Source organism: Oribacterium parvum ACB1, from assembly GCF_000238055.2.
Taxonomy (GTDB): Bacteria; Bacillota; Clostridia; order Lachnospirales; family Lachnospiraceae; genus Oribacterium; species Oribacterium parvum.
On record NZ_KE148312.1, the window covers coordinates 1,040,273 to 1,059,165 of the forward strand.

The following is an 18,893-nucleotide window of genomic DNA, read 5'->3' on the forward strand; positions in this document are numbered from 1 at the left end:
TAAACCAATTGCTCGATTTAATTAAAAAAACAGCTCCACTTTCGTGGAGCTGTTCTTCTTAATCTACCTGGTATGGCAGCAATGCAATGTGTCTTGCACGCTTAATCGCTGTTGTAATTGCTCTCTGATGAGATGCGCAGGTACCTGTGATTCTTCTAGGAAGAATCTTACCTCTCTCGGAAATGTACTTTCTGAGAGTTCCAACATCCTTATAATCTACCGGCTTAGACTTCTCACCGCAGAATGCACATACTTTCTTTCTGCTACGGAAGCCGCCAGCCCGTCTTGGTCTTGCTGCACCGCTTTTATCTGACTTCTGAAATGCCATGGCTTTCCTCCTTAAAATGGCAAGCTAAATCTTGCCCTCTTTCATCCTGAGGAAAACTTCCCAACCTAGGTGAAGGGGAGTCCCTCGTCCTCTACCCCATCAGGTATACTCATAAATCCTTCGCTTAAGTCATCTGTTCCGCCCATAAACGGACTACTTGACTCTCTGGAATAGGAAGAGCTTCCGCCTCCCTGTCCTTTGCTGTCTGCGAACTCCTGATCCTCCACAATGATGTCTGTGGTATAAACAGTCTGTCCGTCTTTGTTCTGGTAACTGCCGGTTTGAATGCTTCCGGAAACCAACATACGCATACCCTGATGCATATACTTCTCGGCAAATTCCGCTCTCTGTCCGAAGGACACGCAACGGATAAAGTCAGCAGTAGGCTGACCGTCGCCTTGGTTTCTTCTTCCTCTTCTATCCACCGCAAGCGTATATCTTGCGATAGCCAAGCTATTCTCTCCTTGTGAATACCGAATCTCAGGATCTCTTACCAATCTACCCATTAGGATAACTTTGTTCATCTTTTACTCGCTTTCCGCTTGCTTATTCAGCTACAGTTTCTGCTGCAGTCTCCGTTGCCTTCGCCTCAGCTGCTTCTTCGGGCTTAACAACAAGATAACGGATTACCGGCTCCATGATACGAACCTGGTTCTCGAGCTCGTTAGGAGTGTTTGCATCTCCTGTGAACGGGATGAAATAGTAGTAGGCTTCCTTCATGTGCTGAATTTCATAAGCCAGTCTCTTCTTTCCCCACTCTTCGATGTTCTCGGAAACAGTACCATTGTAACGGGTAATAAATCCCTTAATCTTTTCAATGGCTGCTGCTCTCTCTTCATCATCGAGCTTCGCACTGAGAACAACGCATAACTCATACTTGTTCATTCGCTTTTACCTCCTTATGGTCTCTGGCCTTTCCTTTTGGAAAAGCAAGGAATAGTGATACAGTCGCCTATTTTAACAAAAAAACCGTACTTCCGCAAGCTAATTATTGATTTATTTTTGTTTTATTGCTTTATTTATTTTATTGTTTTATTACTTTATTGATTTTATTACTTTATTGATTTTATGTCTTTATTTGTTTTATTGCTATATTTGTTTTTGATTGTTTGTTTTGACTCTTCTTTTTTGAATTATTATTTTAACTGCTTTTTTGAATTATATTTTGATTGCTCTTTTTATTCTTAACAAAGATAACTCGCGTAGCGTGCAGTATCTCGTTTATTTTTTTCGAATCAGATGTCATCCCTAAAGTACAACTTTTCTTTTGAAAGTCTATGGAGAAGTTCTTCTTCGCCCTCTTCCGGATAGCCTGTATAGCGGCAGAAGAGCTCCTTATTCAGAATCTTCATCATAATAACGGGATATTCCGGAAGCTCATCTTCTTCGGAGGAGAACTTTGCTTCTTCCTCTCTCCTACTTAAGAGTTCTTCCGTAGGAATCGCATAAAGCTTGTAGTCCGACAGCTTTTCCGCTTTTAAAACATCCGCTTTCTCCGATAACAAAAGCTTCGTATCCTTTCCCGCCTTTTCTTCAGATTCTCTGAAAGTCTCCGGCTCATCCGTGATAAACTTCGCTACAGTCTGAAAGCCATAGGGCGTATAAATCTTCTCCATTACAGGAAGTAGGAAGCAGAAGGCTTCTCCTTCCTCTTTCAGGAGCTGAAAGCTATAGCTGAGCAGCTCCCCCATAATTCCCTGCTTTCTCTTATCTTTTCTCGTTGCCACCGCATAGATATAGCTCGCCGTGATTTCCTTTCCGAAAAAGGAGAGCTGAAAGGGATTTAAATGCAGCATAGCAATCACTACGCCGTCCTCTTCCATGGCAAGAATCCGTTTCGGTCTCTTCTTGTAATAAAAGTCCAGAAAGGCTTCCGTGTCTTCCGGAAAAATCTCTCTATACAAGTCTTTTGTTCTCTCCTGCTCTTCCGGTGTATTAAGAAGCAGAATCTTCCTGCTCATACTGCATTACCTCTTCCTCAAACTTATCTACAACAAAGTTCTCATAGCCCTTGAAGTCCTTCTGTACAACCATGTATTTCCGTGCAAAGCCAACGGGATTATAGCTTTCCTTCGCCTTTCTTAGGCCGGCAAGCCCCATATCATCCTCTCGGTTCACGAGCTTTGCCTTAGGAAACTCATGGAGTAAAAATTCCTGATTGATAATCTGATAGATACCGGGAATCTCCGGGTTACCTTTTTCTATGGAAATGCAGGCCATCTCCTCCCTCGGATTATAGGCCCCGATAGAAAAGGCCTCCAATCGACCATCAATAAAGATTCCGCCAATATAGTGATCAATGCTCATGCAGTTCTGCAAAACCTCATGAATACCCTTGATCTCATACTCCAGGGTATCCTCGCCGTTGCCTTCTTCCTTGACACGAGACTGATACCAACGATCCAAAAACTCCCAAACAACGACCTTCTCACTGCAGCAAATGCTCCGGTACTCCCAGCGTCCCTCATATTCTCTCTTGAACTTGTTGACCCGATTCTTCTTCTTATAAAAACGCTTTCCCGGCAGGGTCCGAAGCTCCTCCGCATCATAAAGGTAGTCTTTGAAGTCTTCCTCTTCCTCCACAAGGTAACGGGGATTCTCCTCCAAGGTGAGGAACTTCACCGCCTCCTCATCCGCAAGATAAATCTTTAAAGGCTGCTGTAAAACTTCATTAAAGTACTCCTCAATTTCTCGAAAATAAATCGGAAGATCCTTTTCGTCACAGTAAGGCATCGCCGTATACTTCTCGCCCTCTCTGTCCATCAGAAGAAAGAGGGCCTTGTCCTCCTCTTCCGCAATCAAAATATCGCAATACTCCCGCCATAAGTAGCTGTCGAGAGCACAACTGTCACAAGTTCTATTCGGTCTGCGATAAAAATACGGCGCTATATGCTTTGAGTCTTCGGCCCGTAGTACTGAAAATTGCAGATTCTTTGCATCCGGCATGAATATTCGTTCCTTTCCTTTTATACTCTTGGTCTAACATTTTACCATAGATTGGGAAAAGAAAAGGAAAAAAGAACGCTTTTCCTCCTTTCTTTATGCTTTTTTTAGCTTTCATCGGGAAGCATCTTCTCTGTAGACTCCTCACCAATGATTTCACCCAATCTAGCATAGGAAAATGCACTTGAATAGCCCTCATATTCGGATAATATCCATATATGGATATGGTTTTCTTTGCCTCATCTCTGTAAAAAGGAAGATGACTTCCCTATGTTGTTCTATTTTTTCTTTCTTCTTTCCCGATTCCGTATATATAATTCAACTCCTCCGTATACTCCCCTTTATTCTTATACACTACAAGGGGAGGCAGAATCCGAAGCTCCACACCGGCATCCTTTACCGCCTCAATCAAAAAGAGTTTTGCCTCTCCCTCCACATAGGAATGCACCATTTGAAGTCTTTTCGGCTCGAGCTTATTTTCCCGTAAAATGCTGATGATCTCCGCCATTCTCTTCGGGCGATGTACCAAAAAAAATTTCCCGCCGGATTCCAAAGCAAAGCTTGCAGCCCTTGCCACATCCTGAAAACGGCACAAAATCTCATGTCTTGCGATTAATTTCTTCGAGTCCGGATTCTGCAGGTCTGACTGCATATAGGGCGGATTTGCCGTTACAATCTGATAGCGGTGAGAAAGCCGTTCTCCATTTTTCTTTCTTAGCTCCATAATCTTACAGAGGTCGCCCGTCAGCATTTCCATACGCTCTTCTTCCTGATTTAAGGCTATGGAACGCCTTGCAAGCTCTGCCGCTTCTTCCTGGATTTCCAGTCCGCAGATTTCCTTGGCTTCCGTCTTCGCGGCAAGGAGCAGGGGCACAATACCGTTTCCGGAACATAAATCCAAAACCCGATATCCCTTCTTTACGGATTCTTTAGCAAATGCGCTAAGCAGCACTGCGTCTATTCCATAACAAAAGGCTTCCGTATCCTGCACAATACGGTAGCCTTTACATTGTAAGTCGTCGATTCTTTCCACAGCTTACTCCAAATCCATTTTCCGGCGAGGCTTGAACTTTAGGTCGGAAACAGCATACTCTCTAAGCTCTTTCTCATCCTCTTTTTCCAAATTGACAATCAGCTTCACTTTCTGGTTTAAGACGGAAACGGAAACCACTTCTCCTTTTAAGCCGTCTTTTGTCGTAACAAAATCTCCCAATGCGGGAAGCTTGGAGTTTAAGAAGTCGTAGACCTCTTCTTCATTTTTTAAACAGCACATCAGTCTTCCGCAGACCCCTGAGATACTGCTGGGGTTTAAGGAAAGCCCTTGGTCTTTGGCCATTTTGATGGAAACCGGTGCGAATTCGGAAAGGAAACTATGGCAGCAAAGCGGTCTTCCACATACACCAAAACCGCCAAGCAGCTTCGTTTCATCTCTCACTCCAACCTGCCTAAGCTCAATTCTTGTTCGGAAAATTGCCGCAAGATCCTTTACAAGAGCACGGAAATCCACTCTTCCCTCTGCAGTAAAATAAAACAATGCCTTTCCTCTGTCGAAGGTATATTCTACATCAATAAGCTTCATTTCAAGGCCGTGCTCTTTGATTTTCTCCTGACAAATCGCATAGGCCTTCTGCTCTTCCTTATGGTTCTCTTCGTATTTTAGCCGGTCTTCTTCCGTTGCTTTTCGAATAATGTCCTTTAGCGGGGCAACAATTTTTTCCTCCGGCACTTCCTTATTTTCCAAAAGAATCTCTCCGTACTCGACTCCTCTGGAAGTTTCCACTATGGCATATTCTCCACGGGAAAAGTTGACTCCCCTGGGAGAAAAATAGTACACCTTTCCCGCTGTTCGAAACTTAACGCCAATTACTTCTGTCATATAGTAAAACTCCTATACCTCTTCACTTAAAAGAAAAAACAAATCCATTAACTGCAAGGAACTCTGCACATTATACAGCTTTCCTTCCTTATATCGTTCCATATACTCTCCCCATCGCCCCAAGGCTCTGAAGGAATATCGTTCTCCCATTTCCACAATATGCACGACAGCTTCTCTGCCGTATAAAAGCTTTGTATCTTTAGAGCATTTATAGCATAACACATCCCTTAAAATAATATCAAGAAAGCAAAATAAATCCTCGCTATCCACCGTACTCAGCTCCTCGACAAATTTTTGCATTTCCAGCTGGCTCTTCCGATTGATTTCCCGTATAAACGGAAGAAGCCTTGCCAGAATCGGATTCTGCATGAGTGTCTCCCAACGCTTCTCTATATCCATCTCTCCGACAAATACTCTTACAACACGGCTTAGAACCGTAGGGAGGAGTCTTGTCGCATTCTTTGCAAGAAGAAGGATTATCACATGCTCCGGTGCCTCTTCCAAGGTCTTTAAAATCGCATTCTGCGCTTCTATAGTCATACTGTCGCTATTCCAAATCAGATAGACCTTGTACTTCCCTTCTTTCGGCGATATCTCTACAGTCGCTTTCACATCCCGCCGAATCTGCTCTATTGAGATACTCCCCTTCTTTCCGCCTCCCTGTTTCTCCTCGAAATTCACAATAATGCAGTCCGGATGCTCTCCCTTTTGCACCCGGGCTGCAACGTTTTCCTTATATTCTTTCGCGCTTGCAAAGCCTTTTTCCTGAAAATGCTCTTCTTCCGAAAGCACGGTCGCAGCAAACTGCCCTGCCATCCTCTCCAGTTCTTCCTCTTCCTGCCCAAGCAAAAGATAAGCATTGTGAATTCTGCGGGTGGAGATTGTATATTGCTTCATTTTTTATTTTTCTCCAAATCTTTATCTTGCTGTAACAAATTGTAAGATATGCCCCGGCATATTGAATCAGCGATTATATCCCGATTTATTAAATCACAGATTGTATTCCGATATATTAAATCACAGATTGTATTCCGATATATTGAATCACAGATTGTATTCCGACAGATTGTATTCCGATATATTGAATTAAATATCAGTCAAGGCTATGGAATAAGACATTCACGTAAATCCCCCAGTATTTCCTCAACACAGGCGGAAAGTTCGATATTCCGGTATCGTTTCTCAATTTCAGCTTCTTGCAGCTTTTCTTCAGAAAAGTCTTCGTCGTCTGCTTTAAAACGACGCTGAATTTCCTCCTCCGTCATCTTTCCTTTCCCTTCCTCCCGAAGAAGGGCTCTTTGTAGGCGGAGCTCTGTCGGTACTTCAATATAAATCGGAATAATATTTTCCTTTCCAAGCTTCTTCTTTAGCTGCAAATAGCTTTCCAAAGTCCCGATAGCCAGCATAGAAGCAGTATCGGTCAAATCTTCCTCCGCCTCGGTCCCTTTTTCATGATTCTTTGTTCCTGCAGAATCCGCTCCGCTTTTCCGTTTTTCCTCCGGTAAAATTGTACCGTAGTACCATTTTCCAAAAACAGTGTCATAAGCCCGGTATTCCGCCATTTCTCCGGAAGCAATATAGCCTAAGAATTCCTCTTTTGTTATAAAGTGGTACTCTTGTCCTTCTATTTCCCCCTCTCGCATAGGGCGGGTAGTATAGGGAATCAGCTGCTTCCAGCCGGTTCTCTCTAATAATTTATGGAAAATGCTGTCCTTTCCTGAGGCTGATTTTCCCATAAGGTAATATATCATTCTGCTTTCCTTTTTATAATAACCGTAGAGCGAATCATCATATAAAACGTATGGAAAGAAGTTATGGTGAAACCACGCCGGGGCCTACTTCATCATCACCATGGTCTATTTCGGGCCCTTCTCCGATTACGGCATTGTCCGGGTTTTTCGTTCCTTGGCTGCTTTCTTTTGTTTTTGATTTTTTGCTTTCAAGGGTCGGAGACTCCCCTATACTTTCCTTCTCTCCCTTCCCTTCTTTCTCGCTTTTACTTTCCTTCGTTGTACTACTTTCCTTTGTCTTATCTTCCTTTTCTTTAGCCACTTCCGTAGTACTTTCCTTTTGGCTTTCTGCAGATTCCACAGTACTTTCTTTTGTGCTTTCCGCCATGCTTTCCTTTTCTTTCTTTTTCGTTTCTTTCACTTCTTCGGTGATGACTACCGCTTCCTTGGTCTGTTCTACGGAAGCCTCGGTTTCCTTAAGGTTCGGTAGAGTAAAGCCGTAAATATTTTTGAAAAGAATAAAGCCTGCAACTATGGTTACTACAACAATAGAAAGAGCAAATAATAAGCGGAGCACATCTCCGATAAAATTTGCTTCATCATCCACTCTTTTTCGTTTATTTCGTTGATCTTTCATAATATCTCCCCAAAATGAACTGTAATTTAACTATTCTATCATTTTAGAAGCTTTTTGTCTTGAAAGAAATGCATTTCTCCCAAGGAGATATGGATTAATTCTCTACAGAGATGCATTTCTCACAAATTGAAATGGATTTCTCCTGAAAAGATAAGCTTCTCTTCACCGCTGTCCAGTTCTACTTTGAGTTCCCCTTTTGGAGATATTTCGATAACCTTTCCCTGCAGTTCAACTCCATTTTCCTCAAAATAAACCGTCTTTCCCAAAACAAGATTCTTTTCTCGGTATTCTTTCAGGACTTCCTCTTCATTGCAAATGGAAAAATAGTGATAAAGTATTGTTGCAATAAGAATATTACGGTCAAATTCTTTGCATTTTTCTTCATCATAGCTGCCGAAAAGAGAGCCGGCAATATTCTCCAATTCCTTAGGGTATCCTTCTAGGGGAGTAAATAGATTGATTCCGATTCCCATAATGCAATATTCCAAGCTTGGACTTTGCTGCGCTGAACCGTTCTCCAATTTGAATGTCTGATTCGGATTCGTCGAAGTAGAATTTTCTTTCGTAAAATTCGAGTCTATCTTCGCAGTGAATACACCGGAGCAAAACTTCCCTTCTGCAAGGATGCCACAGATTTTTTTTCCCTGTAAAAAAAGGTCATTAACCCATTTAATGGATAAAGATATTCCGTAAAGCTCCTCTATTGCTCGTACTACTGCCACAGCTGCGTGTGTGGTAATGAGTATAGCATTTCCTTGATTATCTTTCGGTCTTGTAAATATAGAAAAATAAAGCCCCATCCCCCTTGGGGAATAAAAGCTTTTTCCCTGCCGTCCCCTTCCTGCAGTCTGGTAATCCGTAAGAAAAACAGCCCCCTCAGGTAGTACTCCCTGTTTTAGAAAGTCTTTCATTTCTGAATTGGTAGAAACACTTTCTAATAAAATATGGATTGACGGTACTATCGGATTTGATTCTAAATCCACTTTATCTATATAATATTGCAGTATTTTTTTTCATCTAAAACGAGCATTACGATTCTCCGGCCCTTTCCAAACTTTCAATTTGCAATAAACCGGCATAGTATTCCTCCAGTTTAGAGAATAAATCCTTATAATCCTTCAAAATCTGCTTACGCTTCAGTTCTGCTCCGATTGCATCATAAAGATAATCATCCTCTTCTTTGATTGATGCAATATCAAGCCTTCCTTCATCATCGAATTGCATCAAAAAAACACCGCCTATATCCTCCGTAAAAACAACGGCAATCTTCTGCAGACTTTCTTTTACTTCTTCAGGCAAATTCTGAAACCGTGGATTAAAGAAAAATTTCTCTATATAGGAGTTTGCGCCGCACAGAACTCGCTTAGCAGACTCGCCTTCTTCTTTTATAATCATATTGTTTATCCTTTCAGTCTATACTTGATCCCTTGGTCTATAATACGTGTTTTGTTAACATTTATCAATTCATCCGAAGTTCAAATCGCCCTACAGCCTTTATTTATCTAGCTGAAGAGCAGTTTTCATCAACCCGTTTTGTCCTATTAGCCATTATTGTATTTCTTAAGACTGCGTTTTTAATAAATCACTACCACCCGTCAAACGGGTGGTTTGCTCGGGGCTATAAGCCCCTGCTACTGGCCAGCGTCTAAAGGCGCTGGCTTTCATTTTGGACTATGGGAAGTTTGCTTTGCACCTTCCCACAGCTCCATTCAAGCCATATTGCGTTTGACTCGTCGCTACCCCATAAAGGGGTATTGGTACTACTGCACTTTAACCCTTAAAAGGGTCTTCATATTCTTTAACACTTAGTTTATCCAAAGCTATATCGTGTTTTTCTTGATCTTGGATATACTTTTTTATTGTGGCTTCATTTAAACCTACTGTACTGACATAATAGCCTTCGGCCCAAAAATGTCTGTTTCCAAATTTGTATTTAAGATTTGCGTGTTTATCAAATATCATTAAGGCACTTTTTCCCTTTAAATAGCCCATAAAAGAAGAAACGCTAATCTTAGGTGGAATACTAACCAGAATGTGTACATGGTCCGGCATTAAATGCCCTTCTATAATCTCCACTCCTTTAAAGGCGCAGAGCTGCTTGATAATATCCCGAATATCTGACTTATATTGATAATATATTATTTTTCGCCTATACTTCGGTGTGAAGACAATATGATATTTACACATCCATTTCGTATGTGCCAATGCATATTCTTTCTTCGCCATAAAATCACCTTCCTTTTCTACAATATAGCTTGAACAACTTTATTGTATTAGGAAAGGTGATTTTTGTATAACAAGTGTTTCCCACCCGCATAGCGGGTGGTTTTTTGTATCAGAGCTAACATTTTTCAAATGTCAGCTCCGATACTGGCTAAAGTCCATTAATAAAAAAATCTCAAGGACTATCCTTGAGATAAATAAATGACGCCAACGAGACTCGAACTCGTGATACCACCGTGAAAGGGTGGTGTCTTAACCGCTTGACCATGGCGCCAAACTCTTTAGCAGAGTGAAAGGCGAAGACCGGATTTGAACCGGTGATCAGGGTGTTGCAGACCCACGCCTTACCACTTGGCTACTTCGCCACACTTTTCTCGGTGAGAGAATAGTGAAACGCCTCCAGATGGACTCGAACCAACGACACCGCGGTTAACAGCCGCGTGCTCTACCGACTGAGCTATAGAGGCATAAATAAATATCCGTCAGAAAAGGATTATATCGAATAGGATAAACCCTGTCAAGATAAATCCGCTTTGTCCCGAAGAACATTGCTAACTCTAGCAGTAAAACAAATCAATCAGACGCATTGGATAAGCCCTCGACCTATTAGTAACTGTCAGCTGAATGTATTGCTACACTTACACCTCAGTCCTATCTACCTCGTTCTCTTCAAGGGGTCTTACTCTTGCGATGGGATATCTCATCTTGAGGTTGGCTTCACGCTTAGATGCCTTCAGCGTTTATCCATTCCCAACTTGCCTACCCTGCGATGGGATTGATTCCCAACAGGTTCAGCAGAGGTCAGTCCATCCCGGTCCTCTCGTACTAAGGACAGATCCTCTCAAATATCCTACGCCCGCGCCGGATAGGGACCGAACTGTCTCACGACGTTCTGAACCCAGCTCGCGTACCGCTTTAATGGGCGAACAGCCCAACCCTTGGGACCGACTTCAGCCCCAGGATGCGATGAGCCGACATCGAGGTGCCAAACCTCCCCGTCGATGTGAACTCTTGGGGGAGATCAGCCTGTTATCCCCAGGGTAGCTTTTATCCGTTGAGCGATGGCAATCCCACTTTCATACCACCGGATCACTAAGTCCGTATTTCTACTCTGCTTGGTCCGTCAACCTCGCAGTCAGGCTCCCTTATGCCTTTACACTCTTTGGATGGTTTCCAACCATCCTGAGGGAACCTTTGAGCGCCTCCGATACTCTTTCGGAGGCGACCGCCCCAGTCAAACTCCCCACCTGACATTGTCCCTTGACCGGTTTACGGCCTAAGGTTAGAAATCCAATAACATAAGGGTGGTATCCCAACAGCGACTCTGATAATACCGAAGTACTATCTTCTCAGTCTCCCACCTATCCTGTGCATACATTACCGAATCCCAGTATCAAGCTGGAGTAAAGCTCCATGGGGTCTTTCCGTCCTGGCGCGGGTAACCAGCATCTTCACTGGCACTTCAATTTCACCGGGTGCATTGTTGAGACAGCGCTCAAATCATTACGCCTTTCGTGCGGGTCGGAACTTACCCGACAAGGAATTTCGCTACCTTAGGACCGTTATAGTTACGGCCGCCGTTTACTGGGGCTTCAATTCAAAGCTTCGCTTACGCTAACCTCTCCTCTTAACCTTCCAGCACCGGGCAGGCGTCAGCCCATATACTTTACCTTACGGTTTCGCATAGACCTGTGTTTTTGCTAAACAGTTGCTTGAGCCTTTTCTCTGCGGCCCAGTTGCCTGGGCACCCCTTCTCCCGAAGTTACGGGGTCATTTTGCCGAGTTCCTTAACAATGCTTCTCCCGCCGGCCTTAGGATTCTCTCCTCATCTACCTGTGTCGGTTTGCGGTACGGGCTTACTAAACACTATAGCGGCTTTTCTCGCCACAGAGTTAAAGAGCTTCTCTACTTTATTTCGATCCGCATCAGGTCTTCAGATTATGTAGCGGTTTTTCCTACTACACTCCTACCTCCCTTGCACCGGTCTTCTCATTCCCGGCTCTCTCTTTCTCCATGTGTCCCCACATTTCTGATTTAGTAAGGTACTGGAATCTACACCAGTTGTCCATCGACTACGCGTCTCCGCCTCGCCTTAGGCCCCGACTTACCCAGGGCAGATCAGCTTTACCCTGGAAACCTTAGATATTCGGCCTGGAGGATTCTCACCTCCATCTCGCTACTCATTCCGGCATTCTCTCTTCAAAACAATCCACGGCTCCTTCCGGTACCGCTTCATCTCGTTTTCAATGCTCCTCTACCGATGGTTTACACCATCCCTAAGCTTCGGTGTCATGTTTTAGCCCCGTTAATTTTCGGCGCAGGACCTCTCGACTAGTGAGCTATTACGCACTCTTTGAATGTGTGGCTGCTTCTAAGCCAACATCCTAGTTGTCTATGAAATCCCACATCCTTTACCACTTAACATGTACTTTGGGACCTTAGCTGTAGATCTGGGCTGTTTCCCTTTTGACTACGGAATTTATATCCCGCAGTCTGACTCCCGCTTATATCTTACCGCCATTCGGAGTTTGATATCTCTTGGTAGACTTTGACGCCCCCTCAAGAATTCAGTGCTCTACCTGCGAAAGACTTATCAGCGAGGCTAGCCCTAAAGCTATTTCGAGGAGAACCAGCTATCTCCGGGTTCGATTGGAATTTCTCCGCTATCCACACCTCATCGCCACCCTTTTCAACGGATGTGCGTTCGGACCTCCACCAAATTTTACTTTAGCTTCATCCTGGACATGGATAGGTCACCCGGTTTCGGGTCTATATTTACTGACTTAACGCCCTATTTAGACTTGCTCTCGCTTCGGCTCCGGACCTAAAGTCCTTAACCTTGCCAGTAACTATAACTCGCCGGACCGTTCTACAAAAAGTACGCGGTTCAGCTTGCGCTGTTCCACAGTTTGTAAACACAGGGTTTCAGGTTCTCTTTCACTCCCCTCCCGGGGTCCTTTTCACCTTTCCTTCACAGTACTAATCGCTATCGGTCACTGAGTAGTATTTAGCCTTGGGGGGTGGTCCCCCCGTCTTCCTGCCAGGTTCCACGTGTCTGACAGTACTCTGGATACTGCTTAATCCTTTACGCTTCGTGTAAGGGGCTTTCACCCTCTATGGCGCCTATTTCCATCGGCTTCCACTCACTTACAGATCTTTATGCAGTCCGAACCCCGAGGTGCACGCACCTCGGTTTGGGCTCTTCCGATTTCGCTCGCCACTACTTTCGGAATCACGGTTGTTTTCTCTTCCTCCGCCTACTTAGATGTTTCAGTTCAGCGGGTTCCCTCCGTACAGTTATGTATTGGCTGTACAGTACTGGAGGTCTTCTCCAGTGGGTTTCCCCATTCAGATATCTGCGGATCAACTCGTATTTGCCAATCCCCGCAGCTTTTCGCAGCTTATCACGTCTTTCTTCGGCTCTCAGTGCCTAGGCATTCACCCTATGCTCTTATTGCTTAACCAATTCTCCACTTGATCGCTCAAGTGTTTTGAGATACTAGCGTGTATCTCTTTTTCTGATTGTGAAGAAGATTTCTCTTCTTACTCTCGATTGTTTGTACAAGTTTTACCTTGTACCCTCGGATGTCTTACTCTATTTACTAGAATAATTATTTTCTTTCAGATATTCACTTATCAATGTACATCGCAGCTTTCACTGCGAATGGAGATAAAGGGATTCGAACCCTTGACCCCCTGCTTGCAAGGCAGGTGCTCTCCCAACTGAGCTATACCCCCAAAGCTTTCGCTTTTAATTTTTCAAAAAAATGTTTGGCACCCACCTATCTTCCCGTGCCGTTACCAGCAAAGTATTTTCGGCCGTTTAAGTCTTAACCGTCGTGTTCGGGATGGGAACGGGTGTTTCCCCTAAACGCATCAACACCAAACAAGAATGAACTATTTAATTGTTTTATCAAAGATACTTTTTTCGAATTCACCTTTATAAGGGTTTTCTCCGGAATCGGATTACCGTCGAAAACTTTTCTTCGAAAAGTAAACTCTTCGATCCTACCTTTATAATCAAAAATCGAATAACACACAAACCCCTACTTTATCCTTAGAAAGGAGGTGATCCAGCCGCACCTTCCGATACGGCTACCTTGTTACGACTTCACCCCAGTCATCCAGTCCCTGCCTTCGGCAGCTTCCTCTTTTGGAACACTGACTTCGGGGCATTACCAACTCCCATGGTGTGACGGGCGGTGTGTACAAGACCCGGGAACGTATTCACCGCAGCATGCTGATCTGCGATTACTAGCGATTCCAGCTTCGTGTAGTCGGGTTGCAGACTACAGTCCGAACTGAGACGTTATTTTTGAGATTTGCTTAAGGTCGCCCTCTTGCTTCCCTTTGTTTACGCCATTGTAGCACGTGTGTAGCCCAAGTCATAAGGGGCATGATGATTTGACGTCATCCCCGCCTTCCTCCAGGTTATCCCTGGCAGTCTAGTTAGAGTGCCCATCTTACTGCTGGCTACTAACTATAGGGGTTGCGCTCGTTGCGGGACTTAACCCAACATCTCACGACACGAGCTGACGACAACCATGCACCACCTGTCACCATTGCCCCGAAGGGAAAGTGCATTACACACTCTGTCAATGGGATCTCAAGACTTGGTAAGGTTCTTCGCGTTGCTTCGAATTAAACCACATGCTCCACCGCTTGTGCGGGTCCCCGTCAATTCCTTTGAGTTTCATTCTTGCGAACGTACTCCCCAGGTGGAATACTTATTGCGTTAGCGACGGCACCGAGAAACTTTGTTCCCCGACACCTAGTATTCATCGTTTACAGCGTGGACTACCAGGGTATCTAATCCTGTTTGATCCCCACGCTTTCGAGCCTCAACGTCAGTTATTGTCCAGTAAGCCGCCTTCGCCTCCGGTGTTCTTCCTGATATCTACGCATTTCACCGCTACACCAGGAATTCCACTTACCTCTCCAACACTCTAGAACAACAGTTTCCAAAGCAGTCCCCAGGTTGAGCCCGGGGTTTTCACTTCAGACTTGCCATTCCGTCTACGCTCCCTTTACACCCAGTAAATCCGGATAACGCTTGCCCCCTACGTATTACCGCGGCTGCTGGCACGTAGTTAGCCGGGGCTTCTTAGTCAGGTACTGTCATTATCTTCCCTGCTGATAGAGCTTTACATACCGAAATACTTCTTCACTCACGCGGCGTCGCTGCATCAGGGTTTCCCCCATTGTGCAATATTCCCCACTGCTGCCTCCCGTAGGAGTTTGGGCCGTGTCTCAGTCCCAATGTGGCCGGTCATCCTCTCAGATCGGCTACTGATCGTTGCTTTGGTAGGCTTTTACCCTGCCAACTGGCTAATCAGACGCGGGTCCATCTTATGGCGATAAATCTTTTCACACTCTGCCATGCGGCAATGTGTGCTTATGCGGTATTAGCAGTGATTTCTCTCTGTTATCCCCCTCCATAAGGCAGGTTACCCACGTGTTACTCACCCGTCCGCCACTAGATAACGCATCTTCCGGCCGAAGCTTTCCAATACGCATCTCGTTCGACTTGCATGTGTTAGGCACGCCGCCAGCGTTCATCCTGAGCCAGGATCGAACTCTCATAATAAGTACTTTTCATAAAGAAAAGTATAAATCTGTCATCACTGACAGTTAAAGTTCAGTCCAAGTCAAAACTTAGCTTAGCTTTTGTTTTTCCTTAATTACTGTAATTAGGTTTTTCGCTGCACATTTCTGTGCTTCTGAATTTTCTCTGCCGGAACTCCGGCTTTTTTGTTCTTCTTTAGAAGAACTTATTTCAAGAATCTTCAGGGTCTGTGTATTATTCGATCTTTGATTTTCAAGGTTCCAACTGTAGCTCGTTTGGAGCGACAGCCTGTGTATCTTAGCACTGCGAATTCTGCTTGTCAACAAGAAATATGTATTATTTTCAGAAAAAGTTTTGACTCTTTTAAAAGCTACAAGATATAGTTTCTCACTCATCCATATTTGGTGTTTTCTATTTTTTATTTTCACTAATAGAATTCCATTTTTTACCGATATACTTATTGTATCTTTAATCTCGTATCTTTTTGTATTCATTGATACTAGAACCAGGGAGTTGATGATATGGAGTTTCCAAAAGAATTTTTTTTGGATGAAGTCAGAGAGGGTTTCTATGTTCCGGCTATGATGAAGCGTGCTTGGGCTGCCGAAATAGAAATTTTATTCGAAATTGATAAAATATGCGAAAAGCATGAGCTTCATTATTGTATTGACTATGGCACTCTTTTGGGGGCTATTCGTCACCGGGGCTTTATTCCCTGGGATGATGATATTGACATCATGATGATGCGAGAAGACTATGAAATTTTCTCTAAAGTTGCTAATGCGGAACTTCCTGAAGAGTTAAGTTTTTGTTCAATTATGGATAATTCCAATTACGAGTTGACCAGCCATGTAAAGCACAATAAGATGCTGATTTCCTCCAAAGCATTAGGCAAATATCATAATTATCTATATGGAGCCGGAGTAGATATCTTTCCTTACGACCGTCTATCTACTGACCATGAAAAAGAGAAAAATCGAATAGAATTATTTGATGCCCTATGTATTCTGGCATCCCTTCCTTCTATAGACGAAAAAAATATAACCGTGTTGGAGTATGAAACAAAAAAAGTCGAAAAGTTATTGGGTATAAAACTACAGTATTCTCCAAATTACAGAAAAGAACTACTTCAGCTCTTAAAAGACTGCGTTCAAAAATTCAATCAAGATGGAGGCCATAAAATTGCAAGCTTACCGGATTTAACCCTTTATAAAGATATGGGAAAGGGAGTTTTTGAGGATTCATGGTTTGGAGCGGATAGCTTTATGAATTTTGAATTTCTATCCCTTCCTGCACCTAAAGAATATTTTGCAGTTATCAAAAATAAGTATCATGATTATGGTTTAATGAAAAAGGATGGAGGAGCACATAACTATCCTCTATATAAAAAGATGGAAGCAGAGTACATGAAAGGAATTGGAGGAAAACTTTTTTACCAATACCCCATCGATAGGAATGAGTTAAAGGCGAGAAATAGTACTGCATTTTTTTCCAACAAAAAGGATAGCGCAACAGAACAGGAGAAATCTGTTTTGTTTCTTCCAAGTCTATATTCCCACTGGGATACCATGAGGGGGGTATTTGAGGAAGCACGTAAGGATAAAAAAATGGAATGCTTTGTAATGCCCATTCCTTATTATTTTAAAAACGGTTTAGGAAACTGCTCTCCCGTACAATGGGATTTTGAACTTTATGAAAATGAGTTAGGAAAGAATTCTCCATATCTTTTAGATTTCAGAAACTTTGATTTAGAGGCATTGCATCCGGATGCCGTCTTTATTAACGAGCCATATGATGAATACAATTTAAGTTTTATGGTAGAACCGTCTTTTTTTAGCAAAAAACTGAAACATTATACCAAGCAGCTCTTTTACATTCCTTGGTTCGTGACTTCTGAAATAGATATAGAAAATCCGGAGAATGGGAAAGCGATTGTAAATGCGGAAAATTATATTGTAATGCCTGCCCTTGTACATGCTGACTATGCCATATTGCAATCCGAAATGATTGTCAAACTGTATAGGGGAATTTTGGAAAAAGAGAGCGGAAAAGAATATGCGAAATACTGGGAAGAGAAACTTCTCCCCTTGGGAATTCCCTTGTCGGATAATCGCCCTATTGGAGAGAATCCTGCTACTAAGAATATATGGAGTCATTTAAGGAAATTGATCAGGGAATAAAATTTGAATCAAGTAGCATTTAACCCTCTATATAAACATGAATTTAGGATTACTGCATATTTCAAAAAGGAGAAGGAACTTCTATGACCAAAGTCATCACCTATGGTACCTATGATTTATTACATGAGGGACATCTTCGGCTATTAGAGAGAGCGAAGGCAATGGGAGATTACCTCATTGTGGGGGTAACCTCTGATAATTTTGACAAAAGCAGAGGAAAAATCAATGTCAAACAGTCCTTGAGTGAGCGATTGGAAGCAGTAAAGAATACGGGTCTTGCCGATGAAATCATTGTCGAAGAATATGAAGGACAGAAAATCGATGATATTCAAAAATATGGAGTCTCGATTTTTACCGTAGGCTCAGACTGGCAAGGCCATTTTGATTATTTAAAGGAATATTGTGCAGTAATATATCTCCCAAGAACCAACGGAATATCCAGCAGTGAAATCCGCGCGGAAAACAGAAAGTTGAATCTGGGACTGGTGGGAGGCTTTGAAGAAAATATACTCAATAAATACTATCAGGAAAGTGCCTTTGTAAACGGAATCGTCGTCTCCGCTCTTTTTAATTCCAGCCGGAGTGCGGATGCTTCCATAAAGGATTATGATGATTTTTTAGAAGATTGCGACTGCGTCTATATCCTCTCCCATCCACAAAGTCATTATAAAGAAATAAAGCACGCGCTGGAAAAAGGAAAGCATGTTCTTTGTGAATCCCCGATTGCCTTAAACAAGAAAGAATGTGCGGAGCTTTATGCACTCGCAAAGAAAAACGGGCTGGTTCTTATGGAGGCCATAAAAACCGCCTACTCCAACGCCTATAATCGCTTGATTCTTCTTGTAAAATCAGGAAAAATCGGCAATGTTGTTTCCATTGATTCTACCTGTACAAGTATGCAAGGCTCAAAGAACAAGAATTCCGAGAAAGCATGGAACAGTATCTGTGCATGGGGACCAACCGCCATGCTTCCTATTTTTCAACTCTTGAATTCCCCTTATGAGGAACAGATTCATTCTTTATTTGAAAATGAAGAGCTGAAATATGACAGCTTTACTAAAATTGACTTTAGTTTCCCTGCCGCTACCGCTTCCATCAAGGTCGGGCGGGGAGTAAAATCAGAGGGCGAGCTCGTTATTTCAGGAACAAAAGGCTATGTCTACGTTCCGGCTCCCTGGTGGAAAACCGACTATTTCGAACTTCGCTTCGAAGATCCAAATGAGAACCGTCGTTATTTCTATCCTTTGGAGGGTGAGGGAATTCGCCATCAGCTCCTTGCCTTTTCCAAATCCATTTTAGAGGGATGGAACGCCTCTGACATAAAATCGGAAATTTCCATGAAAATCAGTTCTGTGATGGAAGATTTTTATGAGGAGAGGAATATGAAAAAGCTCGCCGGAGCCAGCTAAA

At 43.1% G+C, this 18,893-nt stretch carries 15 protein-coding genes, 4 tRNA genes and 3 rRNA genes; 2 read left to right on the forward strand and 20 right to left on the reverse strand.

Annotated features, from left to right (window positions below):
- Positions 1–58: 58 nt before the first annotated feature.
- The 20 genes from rpsR to HMPREF9625_RS04890 form a co-directional block, all read right to left on the reverse strand.
- On the reverse strand, positions 59–328 hold the full coding sequence (rpsR, locus tag HMPREF9625_RS04795) for a 30S ribosomal protein S18 (RefSeq protein ID WP_009535867.1): 270 nt from the start codon (positions 326–328) through the stop codon (positions 59–61).
- A 65-nt stretch (positions 329–393) separates the two neighbouring features.
- Entirely contained in the window at positions 394–852 is a 459-nt protein-coding gene (locus tag HMPREF9625_RS04800; RefSeq protein ID WP_009535868.1) for a single-stranded DNA-binding protein, read from the reverse strand.
- A gap of 22 nt (positions 853–874) precedes the next feature.
- Entirely contained in the window at positions 875–1,213 is a 339-nt protein-coding gene (gene rpsF, locus HMPREF9625_RS04805; protein WP_009535869.1) for a 30S ribosomal protein S6, read from the reverse strand.
- A 350-nt stretch (positions 1,214–1,563) separates the two neighbouring features.
- Entirely contained in the window at positions 1,564–2,289 is a 726-nt protein-coding gene (locus HMPREF9625_RS04810) for a GNAT family N-acetyltransferase (protein ID WP_009535870.1), read from the reverse strand.
- Positions 2,264–3,274, reverse strand: a complete 1,011-nt coding sequence (locus HMPREF9625_RS04815; RefSeq protein ID WP_009535871.1) for a DUF2156 domain-containing protein — start codon at positions 3,272–3,274, stop codon at positions 2,264–2,266. The genes HMPREF9625_RS04810 and HMPREF9625_RS04815 overlap by 26 nt, the downstream gene beginning before the upstream one ends.
- Before the next feature lie 265 nt (positions 3,275–3,539).
- Positions 3,540–4,304: a tRNA1(Val) (adenine(37)-N6)-methyltransferase gene (locus HMPREF9625_RS04820; RefSeq protein WP_009535872.1), complete on the reverse strand. Its 765-nt coding sequence runs from the start codon at positions 4,302–4,304 to the stop codon at positions 3,540–3,542.
- Positions 4,305–4,307: 3 nt separating this feature from the next.
- Positions 4,308–5,147 carry a PSP1 domain-containing protein gene (locus HMPREF9625_RS04825; protein WP_009535873.1) on the reverse strand — a complete coding sequence of 280 codons (840 nt, stop codon included), beginning with the start codon at positions 5,145–5,147 and terminating at the stop codon, positions 4,308–4,310.
- Positions 5,148–5,159: 12 nt separating this feature from the next.
- Positions 5,160–6,044, reverse strand: coding sequence for a DNA polymerase III delta subunit-related protein (locus HMPREF9625_RS04830; protein ID WP_009535874.1), 885 nt, complete (start codon positions 6,042–6,044; stop codon positions 5,160–5,162).
- Positions 6,045–6,250: 206 nt separating this feature from the next.
- The gene (locus HMPREF9625_RS04835) at positions 6,251–6,898 is read right to left on the reverse strand and encodes a guanylate kinase (protein WP_009535875.1); all 648 of its coding nucleotides are present in this window, start codon (positions 6,896–6,898) and stop codon (positions 6,251–6,253) included.
- Positions 6,899–6,959: 61 nt separating this feature from the next.
- Positions 6,960–7,514, reverse strand: a complete 555-nt coding sequence (locus HMPREF9625_RS04840) for a hypothetical protein (protein WP_009535876.1) — start codon at positions 7,512–7,514, stop codon at positions 6,960–6,962.
- Positions 7,515–7,633: 119 nt separating this feature from the next.
- A complete protein-coding gene (locus HMPREF9625_RS11000) occupies positions 7,634–8,497 on the reverse strand; it encodes a biotin--[acetyl-CoA-carboxylase] ligase (protein ID WP_242826663.1) in 864 nt (287 codons plus the stop codon).
- Between the two features lie 46 nt (positions 8,498–8,543).
- Complete coding sequence (locus HMPREF9625_RS04850; RefSeq protein ID WP_009535878.1) at positions 8,544–8,909, reverse strand: DUF6145 family protein; 366 nt, start codon at positions 8,907–8,909, stop codon at positions 8,544–8,546.
- A 375-nt stretch (positions 8,910–9,284) separates the two neighbouring features.
- Positions 9,285–9,740: an IS200/IS605 family transposase gene (gene tnpA, locus HMPREF9625_RS04855; RefSeq protein WP_007156859.1), complete on the reverse strand. Its 456-nt coding sequence runs from the start codon at positions 9,738–9,740 to the stop codon at positions 9,285–9,287.
- Positions 9,741–9,939: 199 nt separating this feature from the next.
- Positions 9,940–10,011, reverse strand: a tRNA-Glu gene (locus tag HMPREF9625_RS04860).
- A gap of 20 nt (positions 10,012–10,031) precedes the next feature.
- Positions 10,032–10,102 (reverse strand) — tRNA-Cys (locus HMPREF9625_RS04865).
- Positions 10,103–10,131: 29 nt separating this feature from the next.
- Positions 10,132–10,204 (reverse strand) — tRNA-Asn (locus tag HMPREF9625_RS04870).
- Between the two features lie 118 nt (positions 10,205–10,322).
- Positions 10,323–13,202 (reverse strand): 23S ribosomal RNA (locus tag HMPREF9625_RS04875).
- Positions 13,203–13,402: 200 nt separating this feature from the next.
- Positions 13,403–13,475: transfer RNA gene (locus HMPREF9625_RS04880), tRNA-Ala, on the reverse strand.
- A 31-nt stretch (positions 13,476–13,506) separates the two neighbouring features.
- Positions 13,507–13,624 (reverse strand): 5S ribosomal RNA (rrf, locus tag HMPREF9625_RS04885).
- Between the two features lie 174 nt (positions 13,625–13,798).
- Positions 13,799–15,324, reverse strand: a 16S ribosomal RNA gene (locus HMPREF9625_RS04890).
- The 16S, 23S and 5S rRNA genes sit together here with 4 tRNA genes alongside, the layout of an rRNA operon.
- Positions 15,325–15,824: 500 nt before the next feature.
- Here HMPREF9625_RS04890 and HMPREF9625_RS04900 point away from each other — a divergent pair.
- A complete protein-coding gene (locus HMPREF9625_RS04900; protein ID WP_009535881.1) occupies positions 15,825–17,483 on the forward strand; it encodes a LicD family protein in 1,659 nt (552 codons plus the stop codon).
- An 83-nt stretch (positions 17,484–17,566) separates the two neighbouring features.
- The gene (locus HMPREF9625_RS04905; protein WP_009535882.1) at positions 17,567–18,892 is read left to right on the forward strand and encodes an adenylyltransferase/cytidyltransferase family protein; all 1,326 of its coding nucleotides are present in this window, start codon (positions 17,567–17,569) and stop codon (positions 18,890–18,892) included.
- The last annotated feature ends 1 nt before the right edge of the window (position 18,893 follow it).

What these genes read in the sequence shown, in the direction of transcription:
- rpsR (WP_009535867.1), bottom strand. Translation starts at nt 328, where the DNA reads ATGGCATTTCAGAAGTCAGATAAAAGCGGTGCAGCAAGACCAAGACGG.
- HMPREF9625_RS04815 (WP_009535871.1), bottom strand. Translation starts at nt 3,274, where the DNA reads ATGCCGGATGCAAAGAATCTGCAATTTTCAGTACTACGGGCCGAAGAC.
- HMPREF9625_RS04825 (WP_009535873.1), bottom strand. Translation starts at nt 5,147, where the DNA reads ATGACAGAAGTAATTGGCGTTAAGTTTCGAACAGCGGGAAAGGTGTAC.
- HMPREF9625_RS04835 (WP_009535875.1), bottom strand. Translation starts at nt 6,898, where the DNA reads ATGATATATTACCTTATGGGAAAATCAGCCTCAGGAAAGGACAGCATT.
- HMPREF9625_RS04850 (WP_009535878.1), bottom strand. Translation starts at nt 8,909, where the DNA reads ATGATTATAAAAGAAGAAGGCGAGTCTGCTAAGCGAGTTCTGTGCGGC.
- HMPREF9625_RS04840 (WP_009535876.1), bottom strand. Translation starts at nt 7,514, where the DNA reads ATGAAAGATCAACGAAATAAACGAAAAAGAGTGGATGATGAAGCAAAT.
- HMPREF9625_RS04830 (WP_009535874.1), bottom strand. Translation starts at nt 6,044, where the DNA reads ATGAAGCAATATACAATCTCCACCCGCAGAATTCACAATGCTTATCTT.
- tnpA (WP_007156859.1), bottom strand. Translation starts at nt 9,740, where the DNA reads ATGGCGAAGAAAGAATATGCATTGGCACATACGAAATGGATGTGTAAA.
- rpsF (WP_009535869.1), bottom strand. Translation starts at nt 1,213, where the DNA reads ATGAACAAGTATGAGTTATGCGTTGTTCTCAGTGCGAAGCTCGATGAT.
- HMPREF9625_RS04800 (WP_009535868.1), bottom strand. Translation starts at nt 852, where the DNA reads ATGAACAAAGTTATCCTAATGGGTAGATTGGTAAGAGATCCTGAGATT.
- HMPREF9625_RS04810 (WP_009535870.1), bottom strand. Translation starts at nt 2,289, where the DNA reads ATGAGCAGGAAGATTCTGCTTCTTAATACACCGGAAGAGCAGGAGAGA.
- HMPREF9625_RS04900 (WP_009535881.1), top strand. Translation starts at nt 15,825, where the DNA reads ATGGAGTTTCCAAAAGAATTTTTTTTGGATGAAGTCAGAGAGGGTTTC.
- HMPREF9625_RS04905 (WP_009535882.1), top strand. Translation starts at nt 17,567, where the DNA reads ATGACCAAAGTCATCACCTATGGTACCTATGATTTATTACATGAGGGA.